We start from the raw sequence: 14761 nt of genomic DNA on the forward strand, positions 1-14761 counted from the left end.
TGGAGACGTTCGAATGTCGATCTGGAGCAAACTCTCGGCTCTGTTCCGCGGGACCGCGCATGACGGCGCGCAAACCATCGTGGACGCCAATGCGCTGAGGATCCTCGACCAGGAGATCCGCGACGCCGACAACGCGCAGGGCAAGGCCCGGGACGAGCTGGCCAAGCTGGTCGCCCGTCGTCGTTCGCTGGAGACCGAGGTCGGCCAGCTGACCGACCAGTCGCGCAAGTACGAGTCGTCGGCGCGCGCGGCGATGAACAAGGGCGACCAGGCCCTGGCCCTGGAAGTGGCCCAGCGCATCGCCGACCTCGAAAAGGACGCCGGCCAGAAGTCGACGCAGATGAACGAGCTGCGCTCCGCCGAGGAGAAGCTGCGCACGATCATCGCCCAGACCGACACCAAGGTCGAAGCGCTGCGCCGCGAAATCGAGATCGTGAAGGTCAACGAGAGCGTCCAGAAGGCCCAGGCGGCCGTCATCTCGCGCTCGGGCTCGGCCAGCGGCGTCGTCGGCTCGGCCGCCGATAGCCTCAAGCGCATCAAGGAACGCCAGTCGGTCCGCGAAGAGCAGTTCCGTCTGCACAGCGAGTCCGAAGACCGCAAGACCGGCGCCGATCTCGACGCCAAGCTCGCGGCCGCCGGCATCTTGCCGGGCGGTGGCGGCGCCGAGGACGTGCTGGCCCGCCTGATGGCGCCGAAGGACGACGCTCTGCCCGCCCCGATGCTGGCCATCGAGGACAAGGCCAAGGTCGCCCGGGACGGCTCGGACGCCTGATGCGCCGTCTCACCCTGACGCCTCGGTCGGACTGGAAGTCCAAGGCCGAGGCGGTCGGCTTCACCTGGCACCACGCCGACGGCCGTCGCTACTGGGACGAGCGGGCGGCCTACGCCTTCACGCTCGAAGAGGTCGAGGGTCATCTGGAGCCCGCGACCGAGGCGCTGCACAAGCTGTGTCTCGACCTCGTCGACGATGCGGTGAAGAGCGACGCCCTGATGGCGCGTCTGCAGATCCCCGAGACCGCGCGCGACGTCGTCGCGGCCTCGTGGAAGGCGCGCGATCCGTCGCTCTATGGCCGGTTCGACTTCTTCTATGACGGGGCCGGGCCGCCTAAGCTCTACGAATACAACGCCGACACGCCGACCAGCATCTACGAGGCGGGCGTGTTCCAGTGGCTGTGGCTGGAGGACTTGATCCAGCAGGGCGCGCTGCCGGAGAGCACCGATCAGTTCAACAGCCTGCACGACCAGCTGGCCGAGCGCTTCAAGACGATCTTCCCGAACGGCGGCTTCGTCCACTTCGCCAGCGATCCCGACTTCGTCGAGGACCGCCAGACCGTGCGGTTCCTGGAGGACATGGGCCGGCTGGCGGGGCTGGAGCCGAAGTTCGTGCCGACGACGGAGATCGGTCTCGACGCCGACGGTCGTTTCATCGACCAGGACAACTACATCATCGGCGCGATCTTCAAGCTGTACCCCTGGGAGGACATGCTGCGCGAGCCGTACGCGGCCAATATCGCCGCGTCCAAGACCCTGTTCCTGGAGCCGCCGTGGAAGGCGGTGCTGTCGAACAAGGCTCTGCTGCCGCTCTTGTGGGAGCGCAATCCGGGTCACTCGAACCTGCTGGAGACCTATTTCGACGATGACCCCAAGGTCGAGCGCCTGGGGTCGAGCTTCGCCCGCAAGCCGCTGTTCAGCCGCGAGGGCGCCAATGTCGAGCTCTGGAAGGACGGCCGCAAGGGCCGGGTGCTGGACCAGGGCTATGGCGGCGAGGGCTGGATCCGCCAGGAACTGAAGCCGCCGCCGAAGTTCGGCGTGAACTATCCGGTGGTGGGTTCGTGGGTGATCGGAGACCAGGCGGCCGGGATCGGCGTGCGCGAGGACCGGGGCCGCGTGACGCGGGATCGCTCGCGGTTCATTCCGCACATCATCGAAGGGTAGGGTGGCGCGACCAAGCGCCACAAGAACGCCCCGTTTCTTCCGAATAGGAAACCGGTATCATTCCTGTGAGAACAGGGCGTCCGGGATGTCGCGGATGCTACCGGGGAGACGACCAAGATGACCCGCCGCGCCGCCGCGATCGGCCTTTTCCTGTCCGCCAATTTCCTTTCGGCAAGCCTGCTGGCCGCGCCGGCTTTGGCGAGCACGATCGGGACCAATGTCCCGGCCCAGCCGATCACCGCCGAGCGGATCGCCAAGCTGCCGGCCGCCCAGCAGGCCGCCTGGAAGGCCTATCTCGACCGCTCGACCGCCCAGGAGAAGGCCGACCGCGCCGCCCTGGCCGCCGAGCTGAAGCCGGGCGAGGTCGGTCCTCCGCCGCCGCCTTCGGGCCACGGCGACGGCGGCATGGCGCTGAACAAGGACGCGGCCTGGTACGGCTCGACCGAAGCCCGCCACATAGCCGACGTGATCGTCAGCTTCCAGACCCCGGCCGGTGGCTGGAGCAAGAACCAGGACCGCGAGGGCGCGCTGCGCCTGCCGGGTCAGCCCTGGGCTTCTGACAACAATTCCAAGTATCTCAGCGAGGCCGATTTCGACGCCGCCCGCGACCCCAAGTGGGGCTATGTCGGCACGCTCGACAATGGCGCGACCATCACCGAGATGCGTTTCCTGGCCAAGGTGGCGGCGCAGGCGCCCGGCAAGGACGGGGAGGCCTATCGCGGCAGCTTCCTGAAGGGCGTGCGCTACCTGCTGGCCGCCCAGTTCCCGAACGGCGGCTGGCCGCAGGTCTGGCCGCTGGAAGGCGGCTACCACGACGCCGTCACCTTCAACGACAACGCCGTCTCGGAGGCCGCCAGCCTGCTGACCGAGGTGTTCGAGGCCAAGCCGGAGTTCGCCTTCGTGCCCGCCGACCTGCGCGCCAAGGCCGGTGTCGCCGCCAAGCACGGCCGCGAGGTCATCGTCGCCGCCCAGATCAAGGTGGACGGCAAGCCGGCCATCTGGGGCCAGCAGGCCGACGCCCTGACCCTGGAGCCGGTCGCCGGCCGCAACTTCGAGCCGCCGGCCCTGTCGACGGGCGAGAGCGCCGACCTCCTGATGTACCTGATGAGCCTGCCCGACCCGACGCCGGCAGAGGTCGCCGCCGTCCATGCGGGCGTCGCCTGGATGAAGAGCACGGCGATCATGGGCAAGGCCTGGACCGGCGGGAAGGCCAATCCGGAAGGCCGCCGCCTGGTCGACGAGCCCGGCGCCGGGCCGATCTGGTCGCGTTACTACAGCACGGCCGGTAAGCCGGTCTTCGGCGAGCGCGACAAGACCCTGCGCGACGACGTCAACGAGCTCTCGCTGGAACGCCGCAACGGCTATTCGTGGTTCGGGGCGCAGCCGGCCAAGGCGATCAAGGCGTATGAGGGGTGGGCGAAGAGCCACCCGGCGAAGTAGGCTCACCACAACCCGTGTCATCCCGGACAGCCTCTGCGAAGCTTACGGGATGACAGGATGTTGGGGTGTTTAGAGCCCGCGCAGAATCCGCACCGCCTCGGCCACCGCCGCCTGATCCGTATCCCGCAGCTCCGGCGGCACGAAGCCCATGGCGCCCAGCTTCGAGGCCGGATCGGCGCCCGGGATCGGGCCGCTGAACGAGCCGTGGACCTCGCGGACGCCGGTGCGCTGAACGAGCTCGGCGACATTGCCCGGCTTCACCCCCGCGCCCGCCAGGATGCCGATGCGGCCGGCGGCCTGTTCGACCAGAGCCGCGATCTGCTCAGCGCCCGCCTGCGCCGTCAGGGCGCCGCCCGAGGTCAGGACGCGCTCGAAGCCCATCTCGACGGCGATCTCCAGCGCCTTGGCCTGGTCCGGGACCAGATCGAACGAGCGGTGCAGGCTCATGCCCAGGCCCTTGGAATGCTCGACCAGCCGACCCAGCACCTCGAGATCGAGCTCGCCGTCGGCCCGGTTCGCGCCGATCACCACGCCCACCAGGCCGTAGTCGCGCACCGCGTCGATATCGCGGCGCATGGCGTCCAGGTCGCCGGCGTCATAGGTGAAGTCGCCGTTCCGCGGCCGGATCATCGGATAGATCGGGACCGGCGCGCTCGCCGCCTGGGCCATCAGGCCGGGGGCGGGGGTCAGGCCTTGCAGCGCAAGGGCCGCGCAAAGTTCGATCCGATCCGCGCCACCGGCGATCGCCGCCGCCAGTCCAGCGGGCGTATCGACACAGACTTCCAGAAGAATGCGGTCGGCGGTCATGCTCTGCTCTGCCTCGTGATACGGATTCGGCGCGGCCTTGTTGGAGCACATGGATGTTGAATCGTAGAGGCCTGATCGGCGCTTCGCTCGTCGGATCGGCAATGTTGAGCGGCAAGGCGTCGGCGGCCCGAGAGGCTGGCGAGACAATCACCAAGCTGGAAGGTCCGTGCGTCATCTCCACCTGGGACTTCGGCGTCGCCGCCAACCAGGCCGCCTGGGCGGTGCTGTCCAAGGGCGGCCGGGCCTTGGACGCGGTCGAGGCCGGCGCGCGCATCCCCGAGCAGGACCTGAAGAACCACAGCGTCGGCCGCGCCGGCTATCCCGACCGCGACGGCCATGTCTCGCTGGACGCCTGCATTATGGACGAGTTGGGCAACTGCGGCTCCGTTGCGGCCCTGGAGCACATCGCCCATCCGATCTCAGTGGCCCGCAAAGTCATGGAGAAGACTCCCCACGTGATGCTGGTGGGGGCCGGGGCCCTGCAGTTCGCACTCGAACAGGGCTTCCCGCGCGAGGAGCTGCTGACCCCCGAATCCAAGGCCGCCTGGGAGGCCTGGAAGAAGGACGCCAAGTACCAGCCCAAGGCCAACAGCGAGGTCGGCGACTACGGCAAGACCACCGGTCAGCTGGGCACGCCGGGCGGGGCGGGCAACCACGACACCATCGGCATGCTGGCCATCGACGCCAAGGGCGATATCGCGGGCGCCTGCACCACCAGCGGCATGGCCTGGAAGATGCGCGGCCGGGTGGGCGACAGCCCGATCATCGGCGCGGGCCTCTATGTCGACAACGAGGTCGGCGGCGCCACCTCGACCGGCGTCGGCGAGGAGGTGATCCGCAATGTCGGCAGCTTCCTGGTGGTCGAACTGATGCGCCAGGGCCGCTCGCCCGAGGCCGCCTGTCGCGAGGCCGTCGAGCGGATTCTCAAGAAGAAGCCCCAGGCCAAGGACATCCAGGTCGGCTTCCTGGCCGTCAACAAGAGGGGCGAGGTCGGGGCCTGGGCGATCCAGTCGGGTTTCAGCTACGCGCTTTGCGATGGCCGTAAGCAGGATCTGCTGCTGCCCGGCAAGGCGACCTATCAGGTCGCGTCGTAGTCCGGCCTCGTCGTAAAATGGGTGGGCGGACAGATAACGCGGTTATAGCGTGCGCGCCCAAGCGTTAGATGGAGACCGCCATGTGCGATGACGATATCCACCCAGGCCTCATTCACGATCCCACGGTGTCGCGCCGCACCTTCGGCCTGATGACCGCCGCCTTGACCGGCGTCGCCACAGTCGCCCGCGCCGACGACACGGTCGAGGAGAAGGACGTCGAGATCAAGACGCCGGACGGCGTCGCCGACGCGGCCCTGTTCTATCCCAAGGGGAAGGGCAAGTGGCCGGCCGTGGTGGTGTGGCCCGATGTCGTCAGCCTGCGCCCGGTGTTCCGCGAGATGGGCCGCCGCCTGGCGTCCGCGGGCTACGTGGTGCTGGTCCCCAACCTCTATTACCGGGTCAAGAAGGCCCCCGTGGTCGAGAGCACCTTCAACTTCGCCGTTCCCGAGGACCGCGCCAAGCTGACGTCGTTGCGCGCTTCGGTGACGCCGGAGGGCACGTTCAAGGACGCCGTGGCTTATCTGGCCTTCCTCGACGCCCAGCCGCAGACTAACAAGGCCAAGAAGGCCGGCGTGCAAGGCTATTGCATGGGCGGCCCGCTGTCGTTCCGCACCGCCGGCGCGGTCCCGAACCGGATCGGCGCGGTGGCCAGCTTCCACGGCGGCGGCCTGTTCACCGACAAGGAAGACAGCCCGCACCTGCAGGTCCCCAAGTCGCACGCCGACTACCTGATCGAGATCGCCGACAACGACGACAAGCAAGACCCGACCATCAAGGACAAGCTGAAGGCCTATTTCGCCGAGCAGAAGCGTTCGGCCCAGGTCGAGGTCTTCGCCGGCTGCGCCCACGGTTGGACCGTCAAGGGCAGCCAGGTCTACAATGAGGAAGGGGCCGAGCGGGCCTGGAGCAACCTGCTGGCGCTGTACAAGAAGGCGCTGGTGTAGACGCAAATTCCCTCTCCCCATGCGGGAGAGGGTGGCCCACGCAGTGGGTCGGGTGAGGGGTTGAAAGACCTGACCGCCGCGATGGGCTTCACCGCCTGTCGCGGCGGTTTTCGTTTGCGTGACCCCTCATCCGTCGGCTTCGCCGACACCTTCTCCCGCAGCGGGAGAAGGAAGAAAGCCAAGGCCCCGCTCTTGCGACGAAATAGATAGGATGCTATCTAAAAAAGATAGGAAGCTACCTATTTAAAAGATCGCCGTTCCATGACCTCGCCCCGCATCCTCGACGAACGCGCCTTCACCGGCTCGCTGCTGCGCCTGGCGCGCATCTATCGGCGGGAGGTCAACCGGGCGCTCGCGGCCCATGGGCTGTCGGACGCCAAGGCGCTGCCGGTGCTGCACATCGCCCGCGCGGGCGGCGGTCTGCGTCAGGGCGTGTTGGCCGAGGAACTGGGCGTAGAGGGGCCGTCGCTGGTCCGCATTCTGGACCAGCTGTGCCAGGCCAATCTGGTCGAGCGTCGCGACGATCCCACCGACAAGCGCGCCAAGACCCTGCACTTGACCGCCGAGGGTCAGGCCCTGGCCGTCGAGGTCGAGAACGCCGTGCAGGGCGTGCGCCGCAAGGTGCTGGCCCAGGTCAGCGACCTCAATCTTTCGACCACCCTGCGCACCTTCACGGCCTTCGAGACCGCGCTTGAGGCGATGGCCGGACAGGGGGACTAGGCTCCCATGTTTCCCAAGCTCGATCGGTTCACGCTGCTGTTCTCGGTGAACAGTTTCGCGGCGGCGATGCTGGCCCTCTATATCGGTTTCGCCCTGGGCCTGCCGCGCCCGTATTGGGCCATGACCACCGCCTATATCGTCAGCCAGCCGCTGGCGGGCGCGGTGCGGTCCAAGGCCGTCTACCGCGTGCTCGGCACCATCCTGGGCGCGGCGGCGGCCGTCGCCCTGGTCCCCAACCTCGTCAACGCGCCGCTGCTGCTGTCACTGGCCCTGGCCCTGTGGGTCGGCGGCTGTCTGACCGTCTCGCTGCTGGACCGCACGCCGCGCAGCTACTTGCTGATGCTGGCCGGCTACACGGCCGCGATCATCGGCTTTCCCAGCGTCGGCCAGCCCGGCGCGATCTTCGACGTCGCCGTCTCGCGGGTCGTGGAGATCGGCCTGGGCATCGTCTGCGCCACTCTGGTCCATAGCCTGATCTTCCCGCGCCCGGTCGGGACGGTGCTGAAGCAGCGCCTGTCGATCTGGCTGGGTGAGGCCGACCGCTGGGCGCTGGACGTCCTGCGCGGTCAGGACGCCGACGCCATCGCCCGCGATCGCCGCCATCTGGCCGCCGCCGCCAGCGAGATCCAGATGCTGGCCGTCCACCTGCCGTTCGACACCTCGCGCCTGCGCGAGACCACCGGCGTCGTCCGGGCGCTGCACGAGCGGATGCTGCTGCTGATCCCGCTGCTGTCGGGCCTGGCCGATCGCATGGAGGCCCTGCGCGAGGTCCGCGACGCCCGCGTCCGCGCCGCCCTCGACAGCGTGGTCGCCTGGATCGAGGCTGGCTCGGCCCGCGACGAGGGCCTCGACCTGATCGAGCGCCTGGACGACCTGGCCGCCCGTCGTCGCGGCGCGGCCTGGGAGAGCCTGCTGATCGAAAGCCTGCTGGTGCGCCTGTCCGAAGCCGTCCGCGCGCTCGCCGAAAGCCATGCCCTGCTGGCCCGCCTCTATGCGCCGGATGCGCCGCTGTCGCCCGAGCTGGACGCCTCCACGCGGGCCAAGGGCCAACGCCCCATGCACGCCGACCTGCCGCTGGCCCTGCTGTCGGGCGGAGCCGCCGCCATCGCCATCCTGCTGTCCTGCGCGACCTGGATCCTGGCCGGCTGGGGTGACGGCGCGGCCGCGCCGGTGATGGCCGCCGTGTTCTGCTGTTTCTTCGCGGCGATGGACGACCCCGTCCCAGCCATCAAGAACTTCGGTCTGTTCTCGCTGGTCTCCCTGCCGCTGGCGGCGCTCTACATGTTCGCCATCCTGCCCAGCATCGACGGCTTCCCGATGCTGCTGCTGGTCATGGCGCCGCCGCTGCTGTTTCTCGGCCTCTACATCCCCAACCCGGCGACCATGGGGGCGGCGCTGGCCGTACTGATGGGCTTCTGCAACGCCCTGGCCTTGCAGGAGACCTTCAGCGCCGACTTCGCCGGGTTCCTGAATGGCAATCTGGGCCAGTTCGTCGGCCTGCTCTTCGCGATCGTGGTCACGGCCGGCCTGCGCTCGATGGGCGTGGACGCCAGCGCTCGACGCCTGCTGGTTCGCACCTGGAAGGGCCTGGCGCGCCTCGCCCGCGCCCGCCAGGCGCCAGAGAAAGCCGCCTTCGCCGCCCTCCTGGTCGACCGCCTGGGCATGCTGACACCCAAGCTAGCCCAGGCCGGCGAGCGCCACGACTTCGTCGGCGTCGACGCCCTGCGCGACCTGCGTGTGGGCATGAACCTGGTCTCCGTCCAGGTCGCGCGTCCGGACCTGCCGCCGGAGGGCAAGGCGCAACTGGACGCCGCGCTCGACGGTGTCAGCGATCATTTCGCCGTCCTGGCCGCTGGTCGTCGTCAGGCTCCGGGCGTGGACCTGCTGGCGCGCATCGACGCCGCCTTGCGGGACGTCTCCATCGCGCCGGCGACGTCGGCGATCCAAGGCGTCTCGGGCCTGGTCGGCCTGCGCCGCAACCTGTTCCCCGAAGCCCCCGCCTTCGTTCCGGAGATCGCCCGATGACCGGTGAGCTCAATATCGACGGGGTCTTCCTGTCGTCCGTCCTGGTCTCGGCGGTGATCGCCTTGGCCGCCTCGTTCCTGCTGCGCCGGGTTCTGTCGAAGGTCGGCGCCTACCGCCTCGTCTGGCATCCGGCGCTGTTCGACACCGCCCTGTTCGTCATCCTCTGGGCCGCCGTCGTGACGGTCCCTTCTCCCTTGAAGTTCTGACCCTCATGCTCCCGCTGAAATCCACTCTGATGCTCACCGCCCGCGTCGCCGTCACCGGCGCCGTCGTCATCGCCGCCCTGGTCGGCGGCAAGGCGCTGTGGACCCACTATCAGGTCGATCCCTGGACCCGCGACGGCCGCGTCCGCGCCGATGTCGTGCAGGTGGCCCCCGACGTCTCGGGCCTGGTCACGCGCGTCGAGGCGACCAACGACCAGACGGTCAAGGCCGGCCAGCCGCTGTTCTATGTCGACCGCGAACGCTACGCTCTGGCCCTGCGCCAGGCCGACGCCGCCGTCGCCGCTCAGCAGGCGGCGCTCAGCCAGGCTCGCCGGGAGTTCTCCCGTAACCGTACTCTGGGCGAACTGGTCGCCGGCGAGGTGACCGAGCAAAGCCAGTCCAAGGTCGAACTGAGTCAGGCGTCCCTGGCCCAAGCCGTTGCCGCCCGCGACGTCGCCGCCCTGAACCTGAAGCGCACCGTGGTGCTGGCGCCAACCGACGGCTTCCTGTCGGACCTGACCCTGCGCACCGGCGACTACGTCACGGCCGGCAAGCCGGTGCTGGCGCTGATCGACAGCCGCTCGTTCCGGGTCGAGGGCTATTTCGAGGAGACCAAGCTGTCGGGTCTGCGCATCGGCCAGCCGGTGACCGTCAAGGTGATGGGCGAGGATCGGCCGCTGAAGGGCCACATCCAGTCGATCGCCGCCGGTATCGAGGACCGCGACCGCGCGGCCAGCGGCAACCTGCTGCCCAACGTCAATCCGACCTTCAGCTGGGTGCGCCTGGCCCAGCGTGTGCCGGTGCGGGTGGCCCTGGATCAGACACCGCGCGACCTGCGCCTGATCGCCGGCCGCACCGCGACGGTCGCCGTCGTGGGAGCCGGTCGATGAGCCCGCTTAGAGCCCTCGCGCTCGCCGGCTCGCTGCTGGCCCTGACCGCCTGCTCGACCGTCGGGCCGAACTACAAGCTGCCGGAACAGGCCAAGATCAACGGCCCGACCGTGCAGGGGCCGTTCTTGGGCGCGAGCTCCAAGGCCGTTAGCCAGGACCCGGTCCCGGCCGGATGGTGGAAGCTCTATGACGACCCCGTCCTGAACGGCCTGGTCGAGGAGGCCCTGGCCGCCAGTACCGACCTGCGCGTCGCCGCCGCCAACCTGGCCCGGGCCCGCGCCATCGCTGGAGAGGCCGACGACGCCGGCGGGTTCAAGACGGGCGTCTCGGCCGCCGCCATGCACTCCCGGGAGTCCGGCGAGCAGTTCCTCAAGGCCGAACAGCTACCGGTCGAGAACCTGGCTGATGTCAGTGTGAAGGTCAGCTACCAGGTCGACCTGGTCGGTCGCCTCAAGCGCGCCGCCGAGGCCGCCCATGCCGACGCCGAGGCTTCGCAGGCCGCCCTGGACCTGGCCCGCGTCAGCGTCGCCGCAGACGTCGCCCGCGCCTATGTCGAGGCCTGCGCCAACGGTCATGAACTGGCCGTCGCCCAAGGGACTTTGGACCTTCAGATTCGCAGTCTGAGTGTCACCCAGAAGCTGGTGCAAGCCGGTCGCGGCACGGCCGTCGACGTCACGCGCGCCCAGGCCCAGCTGGACCTGTCGCGCGCCAGCCTGCCGACCTTCCAGAGTCGCCGTCGCGCGGCGCTCTACAAGCTGGCGACCCTGACCGGCAAGCCGCCGGCCGAGTTCCCCACGGCGGTCGAGGCCTGCGCGGCCCCGCCGACCTTGAAGCAGCCGATCCCTGTCGGCGATGGCGCGGCCTTGCTGAAGCGCCGCCCCGACGTGCGCCAGGCCGAGCGGACACTTGCGGGCGCGACGGCGCGGATCGGCGTCGCCACCGCCGCTCTCTATCCGAACGTGACCCTGGGCTTCGGCGCGGGCTCGACCGGATTGCTCGCCGACATCGGCCAGCCCGCCGCCAACCGCTGGGGCCTGAGCTCGCTGATCAGTTGGACGATCCCGGGCGAGGGCGAACGGGCCCGCATCCGCCAGACCGAGGCGGGCGCCGACGCGGCCCTAGCGCGGTTCGACGGCGTCGTGCTGACCGCCCTGCGCGAGACCGAGACGAGCCTGGACGCCTACGCCCACGACCTGGACCGCAACGCCGCCCTCAAAGCCGCGCGCGACTCCGCCGCCAAGGCCGAGAGCCAGGCCCAGACGCTGTATCGCGCTGGCCGCAGTCCCTACCTCGCCGGTCTCGACGCCCAGCGCGCCCTGGCCGGAGCCGAGGCGGCGTTGGCGGCGTCCGACAGCCAGGTGGCGGCCGACCAGGTGAACCTCTTCCTGGCGCTTGGCGGCGGCTGGGAAACGGCCTCGCGATAATTGTCCTACAATAACATTGATAGCGCTATCATCGCCGTGTAGCCCTGTCGGCATCGATAGGGAGGACGCCGATGCCGCTGTCACGCCGAGCCATCCTGGCCGCGCTGTCCAGCCTGCCCGCCGTGGCCAATGCCGCGCCAGGGAAGCCGCGTGTCGTGGCGCTGGACGCGGCCAGGACGATGGGCCCCGTGGACCGGTTCTTCGACCTGTCGATCGGCTCGGACTATCCCGGCACCCTGATCCGCGACGACAGCCAGGCCCAGCTGAAGACCACCGTCGATGAGCTGGGTTTCCGCTACATCCGCTTCCACGCCATCTTCCACGACGTGCTGGGCACGGTGCGCGAGCAGGGCGGCAAGATCGTCTACGACTGGACGAAGCTGGATCAGCTACACGACGCCCTGCTGGCCAAGGGGATCCGGCCGTTCGTCGAGCTGGGCTTCACGCCGGAGGCGATGAAGACCTCGGACCTGACAATCTTCTACTGGAAGGGCAACACCTCCCACCCGAAGCTGGAACCGTGGCGCGACCTGATCGACGCCTTTATCCGCCACGTCCGCCAGCGCTATGGCGTCGAGGAGGTGCGCAAGTGGTTCTTCGAGGTCTGGAACGAGCCCAATCTCGACGGCTTCTGGGAGAAGGCCGACCAGGCCGCCTATTTCGAGCTCTATGACGTCACCGCGCGGGCCATCAAGGCGATCGATCCGGGCTTGCGGGTCGGCGGCCCCTCGACGGCCGGCGCGGCCTGGGTTCCGGAGTTCCTTGTCCACGTGAAGAAGACGGGCTCGGCGATCGATTTCGTCACCACCCACACCTACGGCGTCGACGGCGGCTTCCTCGACGAGAAGGGCGTGCAGGACACCAAGCTGTCGCCTTCGCCAGACGCCGTCGTCGGCGACGTGAGGCGGGTGCGCGAGCAGATCCAGGCCTCGGCCTTCCCCGGCCTGCCGCTCTATTTCACCGAATGGAGCACCAGCTACACGCCGCGCGACAGCGTCCACGACAGCTATGTCAGCGCCGCCTACATCGTCGAGAAGCTGAGGCGTACCCAGGGGCTGGTCCAGGGCATGAGCTACTGGACCTATACCGACCTCTTCGAGGAGCCCGGCCCGCCGACCAAGCCGTTCGAGGGCGGCTTCGGGCTGATGAACCCGCAGGGGATCCGCAAGCCGGCCTGGTTCGCCTACAAGTACCTCAACGCCGTGAAGGGCCAGGCTCTGGCCTGCGCCGACGACCAGGTCTTCGCCGCGCGTGACGGCGGCAAGGTGACTGTGCTGGCCTATGCCTGGCGCCAGCCGGACCAGAAGGTCAGCAACCGCCCCTTCTACACGCGCCTGCATCCGACCTTCGACGTCGCGCCGCTGAAAATCCTGGTGAAGGGCTTGAAGCCAGGCAGCTATCGCCAGCGCGTCCGCCGCGTCGGCTATCGCGCCAACGACGCCTACAGCGCCTATATCGACATGGGCGCGCCAAAGACGTTGACCGCCGAACAGCAAGGGCAGTTGGAAGCCCTGACGCGAGACAAGCCTGAGATCGAGAAGCTGATCCAGGTGAAACGCGACGCCGTCGTCGACCTGCCGATGCGCGCCAACGATGTCGTACTGATCGAGTTGGAGCCCGCCTGAAGATTTTTGTTCAGGGTTTTTGCTCGACGATTGTCTACACCTCATCCAGGACGATCCTGGAGCGGGCGGCCAGGGCGTGATGATCGACGACACGACATTGAAGGCGTGGTTCTTCCGGGAGGTCTTTCCCCTGGAGCCCGCGCTGACGCGCTACCTCCGACGCAACTGGCGCAACGAGGCGGACGTCGCCGACCTGCGCCAGGAGGTCTACGCCAAGGTCTACAACGCCGCGCGGGAGCGGCTGCCGCTGCAAGCCAAGGCCTTCGTGTTCACCACCGCCCGCAATCATCTGATCAACACCGCCAAGCGCGCCCAGATCGTCTCGTTCGAGCATGTCGCCGATCTGGAAACCTCGCCGATGGCCATCGACCTGATGACCCCCGATCGTCACCTGTCGGCCCGCGAGGAACTGCGCCGCGTGAGCGAGGGCCTTGAGCGCCTGCCGCCGCGCTGCCGCCAGGTGGTGACCCTGCGCAAGATCGAGGGGCTGTCGACCAAGGAAGTGGCGGCGCGCCTGAACGTCGGGATCGACACGGTCGAGCAGCAGATGGTCCACGGCATGCGGGCCCTGGTCGATTTCATGATGGGCGGCAGCGGCCGCATCAAGCGCGGCGCCGAGGCGCGTCGCGCGACCGGACGCGGGCGAGGGGAGGTGCGCTCATGAGCAACGCCGCCCATATCGAGGAGGTCGCCGCCCGCTGGCTGCTGCGCCGCGAGGCCGAAGAATGGTCGTCGGACGATCAAGCAGCGCTTGACGCCTGGATCGAGGCCGATCCGTTGCACCGCATGGCCTATTGGCGGCTAGAGCACGGCTGGTCGCAGGCCGATCGGCTGTCGGCCCTGCGCACGCCGCACGAGCCCCGCGTTTCGACCCGCGCCGTCGCGCTCTGGCGGCGGCCCGCCGTGCTCGGCGCCCTGGCGGCCTGCCTGGTCGCGGCCGTCGTGGCCCCCTTCGTCGGGCAGCTGGGCCGCGCGACCTACGCCACGGAGATCGGCGGCCATGAGGCCGTGCCGCTGGCCGACGGCACGCGGGTCGAGCTGAACACTCAGACCCGCCTGCGGGCCGCCGTCTCGGACAAGGCGCGCGACGTCTGGCTGGATCGCGGCGAAGCCTATTTCGAGGTCGCCCACGACGCCGGACGCCCCTTCGTGGTTCATGCCGGCCAGCGCCAGGTGACGGTGCTGGGCACCAAGTTCTCGGTGCGTCGCGAGGGCGACCGGATCGAGGTCGACGTGGTCGAGGGCCGGGTGCGGGTCAATACGGGCGGCGCGACGCCGCCGCCGGTGCTGACGCGCGGCGACCGCCTGATCGCTGAGGGCCGTTCGACCCTGGTCACCAAGGATGCCGATCGCGTGACCAACGCCCTGGTCTGGCGTCAGGGCCTGCTGTCGTTCGACCAATCCACGCTGTCTGCCGCCGCCGCCGAGTTCAATCGCTACAATCGCAAGAAGCTGGTGGTCGAGGCCTCCGCCGCGGCCATGCGCATCGGCGGCAGCTTCGAGGCGGAGAATGTCGAGGCCTTCGCCCGCCTTCTGCAGGAAGCCTACGGCCTGAAGGTCGAGGACGACGGCGACACGGTGAAGATTTCCAGCTGACGACGTTACGGGATTTCTCGCGCGGCTTGTCTCAGGCCTCGGGGGCCGACAAAGAGCC

The 14761-nt window shown here is 68.9% G+C and carries 14 protein-coding genes; 13 read left to right on the plus strand and 1 reads right to left on the minus strand.

The window, feature by feature from the left end; genetic code table 11:
- The first annotated feature begins 13 nt into the window (after positions 1-13).
- The 3 genes from AC07NN_RS20650 to pelA all read left to right on the plus strand — a co-directional run bounded on the left by AC07NN_RS20650 (position 14) and on the right by pelA (position 3375).
- Positions 14-772, plus strand: a complete 759-nt coding sequence (locus tag AC07NN_RS20650) for a PspA/IM30 family protein (RefSeq protein WP_494645289.1) — start codon at positions 14-16, stop codon at positions 770-772.
- Positions 772-1935, plus strand: a complete 1164-nt coding sequence (locus AC07NN_RS20655) for a glutathionylspermidine synthase family protein (RefSeq protein ID WP_494645291.1) — start codon at positions 772-774, stop codon at positions 1933-1935. The genes AC07NN_RS20650 and AC07NN_RS20655 overlap by 1 nt, the downstream gene beginning before the upstream one ends.
- A gap of 117 nt (positions 1936-2052) precedes the next feature.
- Positions 2053-3375, plus strand: a complete 1323-nt coding sequence (gene pelA / locus AC07NN_RS20660) for a pectate lyase (RefSeq protein WP_494645293.1) — start codon at positions 2053-2055, stop codon at positions 3373-3375.
- Between the two features lie 69 nt (positions 3376-3444).
- On the opposite strand, the gene AC07NN_RS20665 is transcribed toward pelA, so the two are convergent.
- Positions 3445-4182 carry a copper homeostasis protein CutC gene (locus AC07NN_RS20665; RefSeq protein ID WP_494645295.1) on the minus strand — a complete coding sequence of 246 codons (738 nt, stop codon included), beginning with the start codon at positions 4180-4182 and terminating at the stop codon, positions 3445-3447.
- Positions 4183-4235: 53 nt separating this feature from the next.
- Between AC07NN_RS20665 and AC07NN_RS20670 the strand changes: the two genes are divergently transcribed.
- The 10 genes from AC07NN_RS20670 (at position 4236) to AC07NN_RS20715 (ending at position 14703) form a co-directional block, all read left to right on the plus strand.
- The gene (locus AC07NN_RS20670) at positions 4236-5276 is read left to right on the plus strand and encodes a glycosylasparaginase (protein ID WP_494645297.1); all 1041 of its coding nucleotides are present in this window, start codon (positions 4236-4238) and stop codon (positions 5274-5276) included.
- A gap of 80 nt (positions 5277-5356) precedes the next feature.
- A complete protein-coding gene (locus AC07NN_RS20675) occupies positions 5357-6220 on the plus strand; it encodes a dienelactone hydrolase family protein (protein ID WP_494645299.1) in 864 nt (287 codons plus the stop codon).
- A gap of 366 nt (positions 6221-6586) precedes the next feature.
- Entirely contained in the window at positions 6587-6940 is a 354-nt protein-coding gene (locus tag AC07NN_RS20680) for a MarR family winged helix-turn-helix transcriptional regulator (RefSeq protein ID WP_494645921.1), read from the plus strand.
- 6 nt (positions 6941-6946) lie between these two features.
- A complete protein-coding gene (locus AC07NN_RS20685; protein ID WP_494645301.1) occupies positions 6947-8965 on the plus strand; it encodes an FUSC family protein in 2019 nt (672 codons plus the stop codon).
- A complete protein-coding gene (locus AC07NN_RS20690) occupies positions 8962-9171 on the plus strand; it encodes a DUF1656 domain-containing protein (protein ID WP_494645303.1) in 210 nt (69 codons plus the stop codon). Before AC07NN_RS20685 ends, AC07NN_RS20690 begins: the two co-directional genes overlap by 4 nt.
- A gap of 29 nt (positions 9172-9200) precedes the next feature.
- Positions 9201-10058, plus strand: a complete 858-nt coding sequence (locus AC07NN_RS20695; RefSeq protein WP_494645305.1) for an efflux RND transporter periplasmic adaptor subunit — start codon at positions 9201-9203, stop codon at positions 10056-10058.
- Entirely contained in the window at positions 10055-11482 is a 1428-nt protein-coding gene (locus tag AC07NN_RS20700; RefSeq protein WP_494645307.1) for an efflux transporter outer membrane subunit, read from the plus strand. Before AC07NN_RS20695 ends, AC07NN_RS20700 begins: the two co-directional genes overlap by 4 nt.
- Before the next feature lie 122 nt (positions 11483-11604).
- Positions 11605-13107, plus strand: a complete 1503-nt coding sequence (locus AC07NN_RS20705; RefSeq protein ID WP_494645923.1) for a GH39 family glycosyl hydrolase — start codon at positions 11605-11607, stop codon at positions 13105-13107.
- Between the two features lie 79 nt (positions 13108-13186).
- The gene (locus AC07NN_RS20710) at positions 13187-13771 is read left to right on the plus strand and encodes an RNA polymerase sigma factor (RefSeq protein WP_494645309.1); all 585 of its coding nucleotides are present in this window, start codon (positions 13187-13189) and stop codon (positions 13769-13771) included.
- Entirely contained in the window at positions 13768-14703 is a 936-nt protein-coding gene (locus AC07NN_RS20715) for a FecR family protein (RefSeq protein ID WP_494645312.1), read from the plus strand. The genes AC07NN_RS20710 and AC07NN_RS20715 overlap by 4 nt, the downstream gene beginning before the upstream one ends.
- Positions 14704-14761 lie beyond the last annotated feature (58 nt).

The organism is Caulobacter sp. GW821-FHT09H08 (assembly GCF_059415885.1).